14 protein-coding genes are annotated in these 15,685 nt (G+C 65.8%); 8 read left to right on the top strand and 6 right to left on the bottom strand.

All coding sequences use genetic code 11. The annotated features are described in order from the left end of the window. Positions 1-2 precede the first annotated feature (2 nt). Entirely contained in the window at positions 3-1,415 is a 1,413-nt protein-coding gene (locus QX039_RS30400; protein ID WP_315740372.1) for a flavin monoamine oxidase family protein, read from the bottom strand. 192 nt (positions 1,416-1,607) lie between these two features. Here QX039_RS30400 and QX039_RS30395 point away from each other — a divergent pair, with 192 nt between their 5' ends. Next, positions 1,608-2,585, top strand: coding sequence for a YiiX/YebB-like N1pC/P60 family cysteine hydrolase (locus tag QX039_RS30395; protein ID WP_315740373.1), 978 nt, complete (start codon positions 1,608-1,610; stop codon positions 2,583-2,585). A gap of 16 nt (positions 2,586-2,601) precedes the next feature. On the opposite strand, the gene QX039_RS30390 is transcribed toward QX039_RS30395, so the two are convergent. Then, positions 2,602-2,877 carry a metal-sensitive transcriptional regulator gene (locus QX039_RS30390; protein WP_315716843.1) on the bottom strand — a complete coding sequence of 92 codons (276 nt, stop codon included), beginning with the start codon at positions 2,875-2,877 and terminating at the stop codon, positions 2,602-2,604. A gap of 46 nt (positions 2,878-2,923) precedes the next feature. On the opposite strand from QX039_RS30390, the gene QX039_RS30385 reads away from it, so the two are divergent. Together QX039_RS30385 and QX039_RS30380 are read left to right on the top strand one after the other, a co-directional pair. Beyond that, entirely contained in the window at positions 2,924-5,617 is a 2,694-nt protein-coding gene (locus QX039_RS30385; RefSeq protein WP_315740374.1) for a heavy metal translocating P-type ATPase, read from the top strand. A 76-nt stretch (positions 5,618-5,693) separates the two neighbouring features. Continuing rightward, complete coding sequence (locus tag QX039_RS30380) at positions 5,694-6,446, top strand: sulfate transporter family protein (RefSeq protein WP_315740375.1); 753 nt, start codon at positions 5,694-5,696, stop codon at positions 6,444-6,446. Here the strand turns inward: QX039_RS30380 and QX039_RS30375 are convergent. From QX039_RS30375 to nth, 4 genes are all read right to left on the bottom strand, one after another. Further along, positions 6,384-8,003: a DHA2 family efflux MFS transporter permease subunit gene (locus tag QX039_RS30375; protein WP_315770654.1), complete on the bottom strand. Its 1,620-nt coding sequence runs from the start codon at positions 8,001-8,003 to the stop codon at positions 6,384-6,386. The genes QX039_RS30380 and QX039_RS30375 overlap by 63 nt on opposite strands. Continuing rightward, entirely contained in the window at positions 8,000-8,506 is a 507-nt protein-coding gene (locus QX039_RS30370) for an isoprenylcysteine carboxyl methyltransferase family protein (protein ID WP_315716838.1), read from the bottom strand. The genes QX039_RS30375 and QX039_RS30370 overlap by 4 nt, the downstream gene beginning before the upstream one ends. After that, positions 8,503-9,555 carry a type III polyketide synthase gene (locus tag QX039_RS30365; RefSeq protein WP_315770652.1) on the bottom strand — a complete coding sequence of 351 codons (1,053 nt, stop codon included), beginning with the start codon at positions 9,553-9,555 and terminating at the stop codon, positions 8,503-8,505. Before QX039_RS30365 ends, QX039_RS30370 begins: the two co-directional genes overlap by 4 nt. Before the next feature lie 209 nt (positions 9,556-9,764). Then, positions 9,765-10,613, bottom strand: a complete 849-nt coding sequence (gene nth, locus QX039_RS30360; protein ID WP_315770650.1) for an endonuclease III — start codon at positions 10,611-10,613, stop codon at positions 9,765-9,767. A 22-nt stretch (positions 10,614-10,635) separates the two neighbouring features. On the opposite strand from nth, the gene QX039_RS30355 reads away from it, so the two are divergent. The 5 genes from QX039_RS30355 (at position 10,636) to QX039_RS30335 (ending at position 14,877) form a co-directional block, all read left to right on the top strand. Continuing rightward, positions 10,636-11,169 carry a DUF2244 domain-containing protein gene (locus QX039_RS30355; protein ID WP_315770648.1) on the top strand — a complete coding sequence of 178 codons (534 nt, stop codon included), beginning with the start codon at positions 10,636-10,638 and terminating at the stop codon, positions 11,167-11,169. A 158-nt stretch (positions 11,170-11,327) separates the two neighbouring features. Further along, positions 11,328-11,663 carry a GIY-YIG nuclease family protein gene (locus tag QX039_RS30350; RefSeq protein ID WP_315770645.1) on the top strand — a complete coding sequence of 112 codons (336 nt, stop codon included), beginning with the start codon at positions 11,328-11,330 and terminating at the stop codon, positions 11,661-11,663. A 229-nt stretch (positions 11,664-11,892) separates the two neighbouring features. Further along, a complete protein-coding gene (locus tag QX039_RS30345) occupies positions 11,893-12,792 on the top strand; it encodes a bifunctional helix-turn-helix domain-containing protein/methylated-DNA--[protein]-cysteine S-methyltransferase (RefSeq protein WP_315770643.1) in 900 nt (299 codons plus the stop codon). A 94-nt stretch (positions 12,793-12,886) separates the two neighbouring features. Continuing rightward, positions 12,887-13,468 (top strand): hypothetical protein, encoded by a 582-nt coding sequence (locus QX039_RS30340; protein WP_315770641.1) that lies wholly within the window; start codon positions 12,887-12,889, stop codon positions 13,466-13,468. Next, positions 13,465-14,877 (top strand): XRE family transcriptional regulator, encoded by a 1,413-nt coding sequence (locus QX039_RS30335; protein WP_316219538.1) that lies wholly within the window; start codon positions 13,465-13,467, stop codon positions 14,875-14,877. Before QX039_RS30340 ends, QX039_RS30335 begins: the two co-directional genes overlap by 4 nt. Positions 14,878-15,685: the final 808 nt, after the last annotated feature.

Genomic DNA, 15,685 nt, shown 5'->3' with positions numbered 1-15,685 from the left:
GGTCAATCCTCCGGCGAGGCCGAGCGCACCTTGCCGCGACGGCGCGGTCGTTGCCGCTCACTGCTCGGCTCCGGCTCGGCGTCCTTGATCGCGCCGATCCGGCGCAGCGCGGCTTCCGCGGCGCGCTCGCCGGAGTCCCAGGCGCCGTCGACCGTGCCCCACAGCGTTTCGTGCGTGGCCTCGCCGGCCAGGAACAGCGGGCCCAACGGTTCGCCCAGAATTTTGCGGGCGCCCTGGCTGCCGGGCGTGGCCGCCGACATCGCGCCGAGCACGCCCGGCACCTGGTTCCAGCGCGTGGCTGCTGACGACTTCACCGCTGCGGCGGCTTCACTTCCAAACAGCTTGCCGATCCACTCCCTGGCGAAGTCGGCCATCGCCGCCTCGCCCTGCGCTGATAGTTCGCGGCCGAAGGCGCCGGCAACATCGACGGTACAAAGCGACGATCCACCGATATTGGCAAGCAGCAGACCCGTGCGGTTGGAATTGCTCTGCTCGATGATGACCTCGTCCCGCGACAGGCCGAGCGGATTGCCCGCCAGCATCAGCGCAATGTGATCGTAGCTGCCGAGGCTGAGCTTGGCGGCGGCGTCGAGCTGCCGCTTCGGCAGCTCGGGCGCGAACTTGATGGCGCCTGACGTCAGCACGTTGGTCGACACCGTGAGGATGACGGCGCGCGTCGCGATTCGCCCCGCCGGCGTTTCCACCGCGACGTCGCGGTTGGTCCACACGACGCGCGTTGCCGGAGTCGACAGCGATGACGGCAACGATTCGCCGAGCTTGGCGAGGAACGTGCCCAGCCCCTGCCGGCAGGCCAGCGGAGCGCTGCGACCCTGTGCGCGCGCCTTGTCCATCGCGGAGAGATCGGCGAGATCCTTTCCGGTCGCGCTGGCGCCGAGCACGAACGCGGTGGTGCTGGTCCAGTCGCCCAGATCTTTCGGCAGCGCCGCGGCGCAGGAGGTATCGAGCTTGCCGCGCGCCGCCTCGTCGATGGCGCGATTGGCGCGCACCAGCCCGGCCAGGAACTGCTCGGTCTCGCCGGGCCGCGCATTGCGCCGGCCGACCCGGATCTTCTGCCCGACGGGAGCCGCGACGAGATCGAGTCCGACGCCGCGCGCGAGCCTTCCGATGGGATTGCTGTCGGCGCTGAGCAGCCAGCGGGCGCCGCGATCGAACGGCACGCCGAAGGTGGCGACATCCGTGCTGCAGCGACCGCCGATCTGCGGCGCGGCCTCCAGCACCACGACCTTGCGGTTGGCGGCCACGATCCGGCGGGCCGCGGCGATTCCCGCCGCACCCGCCCCGATCACGACAATGTCAGCCTCGCGCGGAACAGCCGCCTGCGCGGCGCGGCCTGAGATGGGCAGCGCGGCCAGCGCCGCGGAAGCGGAGAGGAAGCCGCGGCGCGTGAAGTTCATGACATGGTTTCCGAAAGCTTTGAACGAAACGAATACCGACCGAATTTGCCGTATCTGCTGCGCTGCGGCAACCGGGATGGTAAACGCGATACCGTGCGGACTGCTTCGACTATGAACCAAATTGCAACCGCAATCGACCATCATGGAAGAAGGGAAAAGCCGGCGACCGGCCAAGGTCGCCCGGGGAGCGTTATGGGTATCGTGCTCGACCAGATCGGCAAGCTGATTGCCGCCTATCTCCAGAAGGAGATCCCCGGCTATGAGCCGTTCACGCCGAGCGATCCGGACTACCTGCGCAAGGACGTCCAGCCCGGCGACGTGCTGCTGGTCGAGGGCAACAGCCGCATCTCCGGCATCATCAAATATCTCACGCAGTCGACCTGGTCGCACGCCGCGCTCTATGTCGGCCCCATCGATGGCGCCGTCGAGCCCGACGGGGAGCCGCATGTGCTGGTCGAAGCCTATGTCGGCGACGGCGTGATCTCGGCGCCGCTGTCGAAATACTTCGCCTATCATACCCGCGTGTGCCGTCCGGTCGGCCTGACCTATGAGGACCGGCATACGGTGTGCCGCTACGCCATCAATCGCATCGGCTTCGGCTACGACACCAAGAACATCATCGACCTGATGCGCTATCTGATCCCGATGCCGGTTCCGCAACGCTGGCGGCGGCGTATGATCGCGCTGGGTTCGGGCGATCCGACCAAGATGATCTGCTCGGCGCTGATCGCGCAGGCGTTCGACGCGGTCCGCTATCCGATCCTGCCGAAGATCACGCGGGCCCCCTCACGGCGCGCCAAGCGCGAGATCCTGCACATCCGCGATTCGTCGCTCTACATGCCGCGCGACTTCGACATCTCGCCCTATTTCGAGATCATCAAGCCGACCATCGTCAATGGATTCGACTACACGACGCTGCACTGGGCCGACAAGCAGAAGCCGCTCGCGGAGGTAGCGGGCGAGTTCGCCGTGTTTCCAGGCTCCGTCACAGCGCCGCCGCTCGTTCCTGAGGCGGCTGACGAAGAGGCGGCGCAGCCGGTTCCGGCTGAGGAAATGATGATCGAGGAAGTCAGCGAACGGCTCGTCGTCAACGAGCACTACCTCGTCACCGAGCCGGTGCGGCAGGTCGCGCCGCGCGCGGCTGCCCGACGGCGCAAGGTCGCGGTTTGATCGTCATCCATTCTGCTCAGCGATCCGACCGGCCGATCACGTCCATCAGCTCCGCGATCTTCTGCCGCTGATCGGCCTTGTCGCCAGAGGCGATCGCGTGCTCGACGCAATGGGCGACGTGGTCGCGCAGGATCTCCTCCTCGACCCGGCGCAGCGCCGCCCGCACAGCGGAGATCTGGGTCACGATGTCGATGCAGTAGCGGTTGTCCTCGACCATCTTCGACAGGCCCCTGACCTGCCCTTCGATCCGGCTCAAACGTTTCTGACAGGATGTCTTGATGTCCTCGCGCATGGAGCCTATATACCCCTACAGGGTATAGGTTTCAAGAGGCTGGGCGATGTCGGAAACCAAACACGAGCATGGTAGCGCGGCGGCCGGCGAGGGCGGATGCGGCTGTGGATCGCACGCGCGCGCGGTGGAAACCGGACACAACCAAGCATCCGCGGACAACTGTTGCAGCGATCGTGCCGGCGCGGCGCCTGACGGCGATTCGGGGGCCTGCTGCGGCGGCTCGGACCACGCTGCGCCTGAACCGGCGAAGGTCACGGATCCGGTCTGCGGCATGTCGGTCGATCCGGCGACCTCGACGCATCGCTTCGAGCATCAGGGTCACACCTTCCATTTCTGCTCGGCCGGGTGTCGCACCAAGTTCGCCGCCGATCCCGCCAAGTATCTCGCAGCCGCACCTGCAGCCGCGCAGTCGTGCTGTGGCGGTCATGAGCACCATGCGCATCAGCATGACCAGGCAAAGGTCATCGATCCCGTCTGCGGCATGAGCGTCGATCCCGCGACCTCGAAGCATCGCTTCGAGCACGAGGGTCACACCTTCCATTTCTGCTCGGCCGGCTGCCGCACCAAGTTCGCGGCTGATCCCGACAAATATCGCGGCGAACGCGAGTCGCCGCCCGCGATGCCGGCAGGCACGATCTACACCTGCCCGATGCATCCCGAGATCCGGCAGGTGGGCCCGGGCACCTGCCCGATCTGCGGCATGGCGCTGGAGCCCGACGTCATCAGCCTCGACGACGCGCCCAATCCCGAGCTCGCCGACATGACACGGCGATTCTGGATCGGCACCTTGCTCGCCGCTCCCGTCGTCGTGCTCGAGATGGGCGGCCACCTCGTCGGCGGCCATGGCTTTGTCGATCCGATGTTGTCGAACTGGATCCAGCTCGCGTTGGCGACACCAGTCGTGCTGTGGGCCGGCTGGCCGTTCTTTGTCCGCGGCTGGCAATCGGTCCAGACCCGCAATCTCAACATGTTTACCCTGATCGCCATGGGCACGGGCGTCGCCTATGTCTACAGCGTGGTCGCGACCCTAGCGCCGCAGGCGTTTCCGCCGGCGTTCCGCGGCCACGGCGGCGCGGTCGCGGCGTATTTCGAGGCGGCCGCCGTGATCACCGTTCTCGTCCTGCTCGGCCAGGTGCTGGAGCTGCGCGCGCGCGACGCGACGTCGGGCGCGATCAAGGCGCTGCTGCAGCTGGCGCCGAAGACGGCGCGGCGGCTCGATGCCGACGGCAACGACCACGAGGTGGAGATCGCCGAACTCGCGGTCGGCGATCGCCTGCGCGTGCGCCCGGGCGAGAAGGTGCCGGTCGACGGCATCATTCTCGAAGGCCGCTCCTCGCTCGACGAATCGTTGGTGACGGGCGAGTCGATGCCCGTGACCAAGGCCGAAAGCGAGCGCGTCATCGCCGGCACCTTGAACCAGACCGGCAGCTTCGTGATGCGCGCCGACAAGGTCGGCCGCGAGACCCTGTTGTCGCAGATCGTGCAGATGGTCGCCGACGCGCAGCGCTCGCGCGCGCCGATCCAGCGCCTCGCCGACCAGGTCGCGGGCTGGTTCGTGCCGATGGTGATCGCAGCAGCCATTGCCGCCTTCGTCGCGTGGTACGCGTTCGGTCCCGATCCGCGCTTCGCCTTCGGCCTCGTCGCCGCCGTGAGCGTGCTGATCATCGCCTGTCCCTGCGCACTCGGTCTCGCGACGCCGATGTCGATCATGGTCGGCGTCGGTCGCGGCGCCCAGGCGGGCGTGCTGATCAAGAGCGCCGAGGCGCTGGAGCGGATGGAGAAGGTCGATACGCTGGTCGTCGACAAGACCGGCACCTTGACCGAGGGCAAGCCGAAGGTGACGGCGATCGTCACCGCCGATGGTTTCGACGAGACCGAGGCGCTGCGACTCGCGGCAAGCGTGGAGCGCGCCAGCGAACATCCGCTCGCCGCGGCCGTCGTCCGTCATGCCACCGAGCGCAACATCAAGCTCGCCGACGTCAAGGGCTTCGACGCGCCGACCGGCAAGGGCGCCCGCGGCGAGGTCGACGGCAAAGCCATCGTGCTCGGCACCGCCACCTACCTGGCCTCACTCGGCATCATCACCGATACGCTGGGCGTCGAGAGCAAGCGGCTGCGCAGCGAAGGCGCCACCGTGATCACGATGGCCGTCGACGGCAAGCCGGCAGCGCTGTTTGCGATCGCCGATCCGGTCAAGGCCTCGACGCCGGAGGCGCTGAAGGCCCTCGCGGCCGACGGCATCAAGGTGATCATGCTGACCGGCGACAACCGCACCACGGCCACCGCGGTCGCGCGCAAGATCGGCATCACCGAGGTCGAGGCCGAGGTGCTGCCCGAGCAGAAGAGCGCGGTGGTCGCGCGTCTGCGCGCCAGCGGCAAGATCGTCGCGATGGCCGGCGACGGCGTCAACGACGCGCCGGCGCTCGCCGCGGCCGACGTCGGCATCGCGATGGGCACCGGCACCGACGTCGCCATGGAGAGCGCCGGCATTACGCTTCTCCAGGGCGACCTCGGCGGTATCGCGCGGGCGCGAAAGCTGTCGGCGGCGACGATGCGCAACATCCGCCAGAACCTGTTCTTCGCGTTCATCTACAACGCCGCCGGCATCCCGATCGCCGCGGGCGTCCTCTATCCCCTGTTCGGCATCCTGCTGTCGCCGATCATCGCCGCCGCCGCGATGTCGCTGTCGTCGGTCAGCGTGGTCGGCAACGCGCTGCGACTGCGGGCGACCGAACTTTGATACGATGCCGGCGGACTTGCCGAAGCCCGCCGGCATGTCTACCTCTGCCGCGGGCTTTGCAGCGAGGGACCCCGCCATGATCGACGCCGCCATCAAGGCGATTTCGCAGATTTTGTCGCCGCCGATGCGCTCGATCCTGTGGCGCGCGATCGGGCTGGCGCTGGTGCTGGTCACGGTGCTCGCGATCGGGCTGCAGCGGCTCTTGACCTGGCTCGCGACCGCCGGCGAGGGCTGGGCGGAGGCCATGCTCGGGCCGAACTCGCACGGCACCCTGGAGGTGCTCACCTGGATCATCTCGATCGCCGCCGGCTTCGGCGTCGTGTTCGGCGGCATCATGCTGATGCCGGCGATCACCTCGGTGATCGCGAGCCTGTTCGTCGACGACGTCGCGGACCTCGTCGAGCGCGAGCATTATCCAGCCGAGCGCCCCGGCGTCGCCCTGCCCTTCGGCGTCGCCATCATCGAGGGCCTCAAGGCCGCCGGCCTCACCATCCTGATCTATCTGGTCGCCCTGCCCTTCGTGTTCCTGGCCGGCGCCGGCTTCGTGATCTTCTTCCTCGCCACCGCGTGGCTGCTCGGCCGCGAATATTTCGAGCTGGCCGCGATGCGCTTCCGGCCGCCGGCGGAGGCCAAGGCGATGCGGCGCGACAATGCGGTGACCGTGTTCACCGCGGGGCTGATCATCGCGGCCTTCGTCACCATCCCGATCGTGAACCTGGCGACGCCGCTGTTCGGCATGGCCTTCATGGTCCACCTGCACAAGCGCCTATCCGGACCGCGGCCCGAACTGATCGAGCCGTCGCCGGAGCGCCGGCTGCGCAGCCTCTAGCGCCATCATCCGCGGCGACAGGCTCGCCGCCTTGCTGCGGGCGAAGGGGATCAGCAGGAAGCCGAGCAGCGCGACACCGGCGAGCAGCGACCACGCCTCGTTGACGCACAGCGCCAGCGAGGCCTTCTCGACCAGCGGCCGGACATAGGCGATCGCCTGCTCCTCCGAGACGCCGCGCGGCCGGTTGCGCAGCAGCTCCGGCGCGAGCCCGATCGCCTTGGCCGCCGCGGTATCGCCGGCCAGCAGGCGGTCGCGAAACGCCTGGGCATGCATGGCGACGCGGCCATAGATGATGGTGTCGATCAGCGCGATGCCGATGGCGCCGCCGAGATTGCGCATCAGGTTGAACAGCCCGCTGGCATCGGCGACCTCGGCCTGCGGCAGGTCGCCGAGCGCAATCCGCGTCGGCGGCAGCAGGCAGAACATGATGCCGACGCCGCGCACCACCTGCGGCCAGAACATCTCCTGATAGTCCGCGGTCGACGGCTGGAACGCGCTCGCGGCCAGACCGAAGCCGAACAGCACGAAGCCGAACGCCGTCAGGAGACGCGCGTCGACCTTGCCGTCCAGCGCCGTCACCAGCGGAGCGGCGATCAGTTGCGCTACGCCGGTGACCAGCATGATCTTGCCGATCTCGAACGCGTCGTGGCCGCGCACGAAGGCGAGGAACACCGGCATCAGGTAGACCGAGCCGAACAGCCCGATGCCCAGACAGAAGCTCGACAGGCAGCCGAGCGTGAACGACCGCCGCTGAAAGCTGCCGAGCCGCAGGATCGGATGCGGTGAGGCCAGCAGGCGCTGGATCAGCAAAGTGAGGCATGACGCGCTCAGCACCAGGAATGCAATGCAGTTCGACGACAGCCAGCCGCCCTTCGGGGCCTCCTTCAGCCCGAGCTCGAGGCTGGCCAGGGACACCGCGAGCAGCAACAGCGCAAACAGGTCGAGCTTGTCGAGCTCCGCGAGATCCATGCGCTGCTTCGGCAGCAGGCTTGGCGTCATCAACGCGGCGATGATGCCGGGCACGATGTTGATCAGGAACAGCCAGGGCCACGACCAGGTGTTGGTGATGAAGCCGCCGACGACCGGGCCGATGGTCGGCGCCAGCACCGCAACCACGCCGCCGATCGTCGTCGCGACCGCGTGCAGGCGCGGTGGAAACAGCAGGAACACGGCGGAGAACACGACGGGGATCAGGAGACCCCCGAAGAAGCCCTGCAGCACGCGAAACGCCAGCAGCGTGTGAAAATCGCCGCTGAACGCGCAGCCGAGCGAGGCGGCGGTGAAGATGCCAACGGCGCCGACGAACAGCCAGCGCAACGTGAACACGCGCGTGAGCAGCCCGGTGAGCGGAATGGCGATGATCTCGGCGATCAGATACGCCGTCTGGATCCAGCTCATCGCCTCCGGCGTGATGCCGAGCGCCTCCTGGATGGTCGGCAGCGACGTCGCTACCACCTGGATGTCCAGGATCGCCATGAACATGCCGACGCACATCAGGATGAAGCCGAGCCAGGTGGCGAGGCTCGGACGATCCTGCGGCGCGGCCGATGCGCTCATGCGGTCTGGCCGCCGCCGATGCCGGTGAGTGCTTCCGATTCGGCGCGGATGCGGATGAACAGCACCGCCGCATTCAGGCCGGAGAAGATCAGCGCGATCAGCGGCAGATGCAGCGCCAGCGGCAGCAGCGCGATCTCGGCTGCGACCACCAGATAGTTCGGATGCGAGATGTAACGATACGGACCATCGGTCACCAGCGGCGCACCGGGCAGGATGATGATGCGCGTGGTCCAGCGCGGGCCGAGCGTCGCCAGCACCCACCAGCGCAGCCCCTGCAGCAGCACGAAGCCCGACAGCAGCCACGGGTCGACCTCCTGGTCGGCACCGAGCAGCCACAGCGACACCAGCCAGGCCGCATGCATCGAGATCATCAGCGGATAATGATCCGCCCCGACCTCGACCGCGCCCATGGCGCGCAGGCGCTTGGTGTTGTGGCGGGCGAGCACGAGCTCGCCGAGCCGTTGCATGGTGACGAGGGCGAGGACGAAGGCGGCGAAGGTCATGCGGCGTTCCTCAATGATACGCAGCTTGCGGTGAACCCAGGTCCGAGCGCAGTCAGCACCGAGCGCGGCGGCAAGCCCCGGGCGCGGGCGCGCTCCAGCACGAACAGCACCGTCGGCGCGGACATGTTGCCGTAGTCGGCGATGATCTCGCGCTCATGATCCAGCGTGCCCTGGCCGAGCGACAGCGCGCGCTCCAGCGCCGTGATCACCTTGGCGCCGCCGGGATGGCAGACGAAGCGGTCGACGTCGGCAGGCGCGAGCTTCATCCGGTCCAGGATCTCGTTGACGGCCGGGCCCATGTTCTCGGTAACGAAGTCAGGAATGGTGCGCTGGAAGATCACGCCGAAGCCTTCGGGATCGACGCTCCAGCCCATGATATCCAGCGTATCCGGCCACAGCTTCTCGCCGGTCGCCTCGACCCTGATAGCGCCGCCATCGCCGGCGCGCAGGATCGCCGCTGCGGCACCATCGCCGAACAGGCTCAGCGCGACGATGTTGGCTTTCGTCAACTCATCATGGCGCACAGCCAGCGTGCACAATTCGAAGGTCACCAACAGCACATTGGTGCCGGGCCGGGCCTGCGCCAGCCGCGCGGCGATCGACAGGCCCGAGACGCCGCCGGCGCAGCCTAGGCCGAACACCGGCACGCGCGACACGTCCGCGCGGAAACCCAGGCGCCCGGCGACGCGCGCTTCCAGCGTCGGCGTCGCGATGCCCGTCGAGCTCACGGTGACGATGGTATCGATGTCGGCGGCTGCGAGATCGGCCTGCGCCAGGGCCTTGTTGGTCGCATCGATGAACAGCGCCTCGGCGCCTTCGAGATAGGCCTCGGTGCGCTCGGGCCAGCCGCGGCGCTCCATGTACCATTCGATCGGCTTGACGCCGTAGCGCTGGCGGATGCCGGTGTTGGCGAACAGGCTCGCCATCGTGTCGAACTGCGGAAAGCGCGGCGACAGCACCACGCGTGCGGCCTCCATCACCTCGTTCTGGCGGAACTGATGCGGTGGCACCGAGGTCGCGAGCGACACGAGTGCGGCGGTATGGTCCATGCGGCTGATCCTTCAACGTCCCGGCGCAGAAAGGTCCGAGAACGCGGGAATCGTCACGCGCCACTCACATCGCCCCGGATTATGGGTGTCATCTTATGTCCAATGCGGGCGGCGATGTGGCCCGGCCATGGTGAGACGGCGTCGCACCGTGACACAATAGTGACTGTCAAACGCGTTCTCAGGCGAAACCGTTCGTCACGCACAACGTATCAGGCGGTCTTCTCGGGCCAGCGGCAGAGGTCCTTGATCAGGCACAGCTCGCAGCGCGGCTTGCGCGCCAGGCACGTGTAGCGGCCGTGCAGGATCAGCCAGTGATGCGCGTGCAGCATGAACTCGGCCGGGATCACCTTCTCCAGCCCGAGCTCGACCTCCAGCGGCGTCTTGCCAGGGGCCAAGCCGGTGCGGTTGCCGACGCGGAATACATGGGTGTCGACCGCCATCGTGTGCTCGCCGAACGCCATGTTGAGCACGACGTTCGCGGTCTTGCGGCCGGCGCCGGGCAGCGACTCCAGCTCCGCGCGCGTGCGCGGCACCTCGCCGCCGAATTCGCTGATCAGCTTCTGCGACAGCGCGATCACGTTCCTGGCCTTGGTGCGGTAGAGGCCGACGGTCTTGATGGTGTCGCGGAGCTTGTCCTCGCCGAGCGCGATCATCTTCTGCGGCGTGTCGGCGACGGCGAACAGCGGCCGCGTCGCCTTGTTGACGCCGGCGTCGGTCGCCTGCGCCGACAGCACCACGGCGACCAGCAGGGTGTAGGGGTTGAGGTGCTCGAGCTCGCCCTTCGGCTCCGGATTGGCCTGTGCGAAGCGGCTGAAGGCCTCGCGGATCTCGGCCGGGGTCCACGGCCTGGCCGCGCTCAACGCTTTCTTGACCGGCCGGGCAGGGCTCTTCGGCTTGGCCGCCGGAGCCTTCTTGGCGGCCCGTTTCGAGGCGGCCTTAGGGGCTGACTTGGGAGCTGCCTTGGGAGCTGCCTTGGAAGCGGCCTTGGGAGCGGCCTTCTTCAAGGGGCTGCGAACCGGCGCCGGCTTGGCGCGTTGGGGGCGGGTGATTTTGGCCATGATCCGGGTATACTGAGGCCCCATGACGCCAGGCAACGCTTTTGCGTATCAGGAGACCGGCACCGACGCCGCTGATCCCGAGCTGTTCGCGGCCCGGCTGACGCCGCATCGCTCGCTCAGCCGCACCGGGTTTCTGGTGCTGATGGTCGTGGTCTGCGCCATCAGCTTCATCGGCGGCCTCGCCTCGCTGCTGATGGGCGCCTGGCCCGTGCTGGGCTTCTTCGGCCTGGATGCGCTGGCGATCTACTGGGCCTTCAAGGTCAACTTCCGCCGCGCCAACGCCTATGAGGACGTCTCGATCACCCTGACCGAGCTGCGCCTGCGCCGCGTCAGCCACAAGGGCCACGTCATGGAATGGCGCTTCAACCCGCTCTGGGTGCGGCTCGACCAGGTCAGCCACGAGGAGTTCGGCATCGAAAACCTCTACCTCGTCGCCCGCGGCCAGCGCGTGGCCATCGCGAGCTTCCTGGGGCCGGAGGAAAAGGCCAGCTTCGCCAAGGCGCTGACGGCGGGGTTGCAGGCCGCGAAACGCGGGCCGGTGTATAATCCGCTGTAGGGCGTTATCTCGGCCAGCACTCCCCTGGGGAACGAGGAGCAACCCCGCGGCCGTCCTTGGGTCTCGCACCATGAGGCCACAGCACGGGCCTCGCCGTTCGAGACGCCCGCCTTCGGCGGGCTCCTCAGGGTGAGGAGAGACAGGGCACGAGGATCGTCATGACCGAAGGCGCGTATCTCTACATCGTGCTCTGCGCCGACGGACGCCTGTACGTCGGAACCACGAGGACATCGCTGGAGCTGAGGGTCGCCCAGCATAATGACGGGACCTTCGGCGGGTACACGTTGACCCGGCGTCCCGTCAAACTGCTCTACTCGCAGTGGTTCGAGCGGATCACGGATGCCATCGAAAGCGAACGCCGCCTGAAGAAATGGAGTCGCGCCAAGAAAGAGGCCTTGATCCGCGGCGATCTCGATGCGCTGCAGGCTCTCTCAGCGCGCAGAACGGCTTTCGGGGGGAAGACCTTCGCCCGCAAAGAGACCCCAAGGCGATAAGATGAAGCAGTGGTCCATTCCCTCGCCATGAACACGCTGTCGGCGTGTTCGTGGTTTTGCGTGCAGCGGCCGTTTGCGGCGCTTGACCCTCATGGTGAGGAGCGCCGCCCAAGCGGCGCGTCTCGAACCATGAGGCCCGAAACGATCAGCCCAGCCGATCACATTCGCCATAGCCCCCCGATCAGAAATCGGGTGGAGTACCCGCCCCGGCCGCCCTACATCCAAGCCCATGATGACCCTCGCCATTCACGACTCCGCCCTGGCCAAGCCGGGCCCGCACCAATCGGCCGCGCTCCGCGACTACGATGCGGTGCGCCGCGCGATCGCCTTCATCTCCGAGCATTGGCGCCGGCAGCCGGCCATCGAGGACATGGCCGACGCCGCCAGCCTGACGCCCGACGAGCTGCACCATCTGTTCCGGCGCTGGGCCGGCCTGACGCCGAAGGCGTTCATGCAGGCGCTGACGCTCGATCACGCCAAGGGCCTGCTGAAGGGCTCGGCCAGCGTGCTCGACGCCGCACTCGACTCGGGGCTATCAGGCCCCGGCCGCCTGCACGACCTGTTCGTCACCCACGAAGCGATGTCGCCCGGCGAATGGAAGACCGGCGGCGCCGGCACCACGCTTCGTTACGGCTTCCACCCCTGTCCGTTCGGCATCGCGCTGGTGATGGCCACCCCGCGCGGCCTCGCCGGCCTCGCCTTCGCCGATCCCGGCGAGGAGGCCTCCGCGCTCGCCGACATGAAGAGCCGCTGGCCCCGCGCCACTTACGTCGAGGACGTCCCCGGCACCGCCGGCCTCGCCCAGCGCATCTTCGACAAGACCCTGTGGCGCCCCGACCAGCCGCTCCGCGTCGTCCTGATCGGCACCGATTTCGAGGTCCGCGTCTGGGAGACCCTGCTCAAGATCCCGATGGGCCGCGCCGTCTGCTACTCGGACATCGCGACGCGGCTGGAGTCGCCGAAAGCCTCGCGCGCGGTCGGCGCGGCGGTCGGCAAGAACCCGATCTCGTTCGTCGTGCCGTGCCATCGCGCGCTCGGCAAGACCGGCGCGCTGACGGGCTATCACTGGGGGCTGACACGCAAGCAGGCGATGCTCGGGTGGGAGGCTGGGCAGGTGGGGATGGGGTAGGTGACCTATAAAACTAGCTGTTTCGATCTGGGCGAGCATCGTTGCTCGCGCACCCATTACGTGCAATGCTCGTTAGATCATTGCAGCATGTATTATGACCCAGGATGCATCGTCCGTGGCGGCGATAGCCGCGCCAGTCTCAACCGGAGCAAACGGCGATCCGTTTGACGATTTCCGCGCCAAATTTTTGGCGAAGCCCTGCCCGCCAGAGCGAATAGCGAACCCGGACCAAGTCAAGCCCATGCGGGCCGAGGATGGATTGTTGATCTGGACTGCTGGGACGGCCCTTGCCGACGACGGCACGGTGCCCGAAGCTCCTTTGATTACCCCCGAGCAGGACGCGGCTAAGTCGCTTTGGGCCATAGAAGCCGCGCAGGTACCGTATGCCCCGGAGAATTGCGCTTTCGGTAAGACCTTGGCCTCGGGAGTTATCAAGCATAGTAATTTAACAGGCGGTGGAGCGGCCCACTGCGCCGGTGAAATAATACTGCTAAGTGGCGATACCATTATTGTAAACGGCTGCTCTGGCCGCTACGGGCCACAATCGGGTGACGAGATGTCAGCTGTTGCCAAAGCGTTTAGAGCTTCCGGCTATTACGTTTGGTCGATGGGCTTTGACCCGGACACTGCGCGTGCGCTTCCGTTTATTGGTGTGACACCAATTTGGGTGCCATGATGACCAGAACCCCGAAGGAGCTTGAGCGCGTTTTCGGAAAGTCCTCTAAAGGAGCGACCGAAGAGGAGCGCGCCGCAACTTCGGAAAAACTCTTCGTACGAAGCCAAGTGCAGATCGCTGAAGACAGCGAGTCGGCCAAGGGGCACCGTCTATCTGCTCAAGAAGCTTTGCGTCTATTCGGTTTCGATCTCCTCGCACGCGTAGCCGAAGAGGGATCAGCGCCGCTAGTGACCAAGCCAAGCGAACCTGCCGCCACTCTGATGGCGCGGCGAGTGGCATTTGGCCTTACCCCCGCGCAGGTGGCTCGGAAGGCTGGGATTTCAGAGATGCAGGTCCAAAGAGCTGAATTGACTGGGTCGCTATCGCCCATACGAGATTTGGAACGCATTGCGCAGGCGCTTGCGCTAAACGAGCTGACATTAGGTTACGAAAGCGGCGCGAGAGGTAACGAAGCATTAGGTGTACGTCTACGTGAGTTTGCAGAACTCAAAGACACACGACGCTTCTCACCTTCGGACGTAATGGCGCTAGCAGAGGCTGCTTGGGTCATTCGTACGCAAAGCGACCTATCGAGATTGTTGGGTAAACGCGCGTCACTTCCAGACATCGGATTCAAGCCAGACAATAACTATGCTTTTCCGGCGTATGAGCGCGGATACAAGCTCGCCGAAGCGACACGGATGCTTCTCAATATCGGGCTAAACGAGCCGATATTAAGTATCAAGTCTCTTGTGGAAGAGACCCTTTCAATTCCGGTGATTCAACAGGCATTAGCACCTAAATTTGCCGGCGCGACGATGGCTGATAGGTCTGACCGCGGCATCGTCGTCAATGAGGCTGGACAAAATTCAAATGTTTGGGTTCGGCGAATGACGATGGCGCATGAATTAGGCCACTTGCTTTGGGACCCCGACACCCGTCTCGACACGTTGAAGGTGGACAAATACGACGACGTGGAGGCGCGCTACTTCAAGGCATCTACTCGTGACCCAGTAGAGATACGTACCAATGCATTTGCGATTAGCTTCCTCGCTCCACCCGGCGCTGTTCGTAGTATCGTTGCAGGCCGTCGCGATCTGGTAGATGCTCTCGGCGAGGTCATGACTACCTTCGGTGTTGGAGCGACCGCAGCGAAATTTCATGTTGGAAATGTTTGCAATGTAGACACCTCGAGAGTGTCAGTAGCCTATTTGCCAAAGGCCGAAGACGATTGGATTGGCAGGGAGAACCTGACAGTCGACTGGTTTCCGCTGAAGAGTACTCCGATCTCGAGGCGAGGAAGATTCGCTCTTCTGGTCGCAAGGAGTTTTCAGAATCGCCTGATCTCGGCTGACACAGCCGCTATGCATCTGCATTGCACCGCAAACGAATTCCTTGCGAGCGTCGATGCCATAGTCTCTGCATTCTAGGCTGCGCCGCCGCACCGGAATCGCCTGCTCTCGCTGCTCATAAGGGGGGAAGGAGCATTCTGACGGAATAATCGAAACCGCCGAATGTCTCATCGCCAATTTCGATAAAGCAGATTTATATTGCTTATTTTCCGAAACTGTGATCTTATCCTCGCATCCCGCCTCAACGAGAGGGGCGTTGCGCGCGATCGTCACGACACGCGAGGCGGGGAGCGATGGCCGCGATCTGCCGCAGCGTGTCTTCGGGCGCGCCGACGAACGGCTGGCTGCGGACGTGAAGTCGCAGGGTCCTGATACCCCGATGCTGGTATCAAGCCGCGAGGGCGCTAGAAGCGCGCCGCGTGGTGATGGTGGCCAACAAGCCCGGCGCACCAGGGAGACTGCGTATAAGCGTTAAGACCGTCGCGCGGGGAATGCCGGTTGTTCCGGCTGAACCTGTGGTGACTGCCGCCTGCTTTTTTTCTGCAGGCGGGCCATGGGTGCGGCCAGCATCCGGCATTCCCCGCGCCCTCTCGGATTTCGGAGGGACATGGTTGCGGCAGGACTCGGGCGAGATGCGCCGCGAGATCGTGGAGCCGTGGGCGGGGCTGTTTGAGATGTGAATCGGGGAGAAAGATCGGCGTGCCGGTGATCGCACTGGCCGATTCCCTCCGCATCGTCGCGGGCCTCATGGTTCGAGACGCGTCGCAAGGGCGACGCTCCTCACCATGAGGGGCGGCTTCGCATTCGGAGCTGCGAATTGACGATGAGCAGCGTGCTCATGGAAGGGTCGAGCTCCGGAGCAACTTACGCCCCTCACCCTGAGGAG

It is taken from the genome of Bradyrhizobium sp. SZCCHNR1043 (assembly GCF_032489675.1).
In the GTDB taxonomy this organism is placed as follows: domain Bacteria; phylum Pseudomonadota; class Alphaproteobacteria; order Rhizobiales; family Xanthobacteraceae; genus Bradyrhizobium.
The sequence above is the reverse complement of the archived record's forward strand: the minus strand, read 5'-3'. Positions and strand labels throughout refer to the sequence as shown.

Coding starts and splice junctions, on each gene's coding strand:
- QX039_RS30370 (WP_315716838.1), bottom strand. CDS start 8,506: ATGACCTTCGCCGCCTTCGTCCTCGCCCTCGTCACCATGCAACGGCTC.
- QX039_RS30365 (WP_315770652.1), bottom strand. CDS start 9,555: ATGGACCATACCGCCGCACTCGTGTCGCTCGCGACCTCGGTGCCACCG.
- QX039_RS30395 (WP_315740373.1), top strand. CDS start 1,608: ATGGGTATCGTGCTCGACCAGATCGGCAAGCTGATTGCCGCCTATCTC.
- nth (WP_315770650.1), bottom strand. CDS start 10,613: ATGGCCAAAATCACCCGCCCCCAACGCGCCAAGCCGGCGCCGGTTCGC.
- QX039_RS30390 (WP_315716843.1), bottom strand. CDS start 2,877: ATGCGCGAGGACATCAAGACATCCTGTCAGAAACGTTTGAGCCGGATC.
- QX039_RS30375 (WP_315770654.1), bottom strand. CDS start 8,003: ATGAGCGCATCGGCCGCGCCGCAGGATCGTCCGAGCCTCGCCACCTGG.
- QX039_RS30380 (WP_315740375.1), top strand. CDS start 5,694: ATGATCGACGCCGCCATCAAGGCGATTTCGCAGATTTTGTCGCCGCCG.
- QX039_RS30385 (WP_315740374.1), top strand. CDS start 2,924: ATGTCGGAAACCAAACACGAGCATGGTAGCGCGGCGGCCGGCGAGGGC.
- QX039_RS30400 (WP_315740372.1), bottom strand. CDS start 1,415: ATGAACTTCACGCGCCGCGGCTTCCTCTCCGCTTCCGCGGCGCTGGCC.
- QX039_RS30340 (WP_315770641.1), top strand. CDS start 12,887: ATGACCCAGGATGCATCGTCCGTGGCGGCGATAGCCGCGCCAGTCTCA.
- QX039_RS30350 (WP_315770645.1), top strand. CDS start 11,328: ATGACCGAAGGCGCGTATCTCTACATCGTGCTCTGCGCCGACGGACGC.
- QX039_RS30335 (WP_316219538.1), top strand. CDS start 13,465: ATGATGACCAGAACCCCGAAGGAGCTTGAGCGCGTTTTCGGAAAGTCC.
- QX039_RS30355 (WP_315770648.1), top strand. CDS start 10,636: ATGACGCCAGGCAACGCTTTTGCGTATCAGGAGACCGGCACCGACGCC.
- QX039_RS30345 (WP_315770643.1), top strand. CDS start 11,893: ATGATGACCCTCGCCATTCACGACTCCGCCCTGGCCAAGCCGGGCCCG.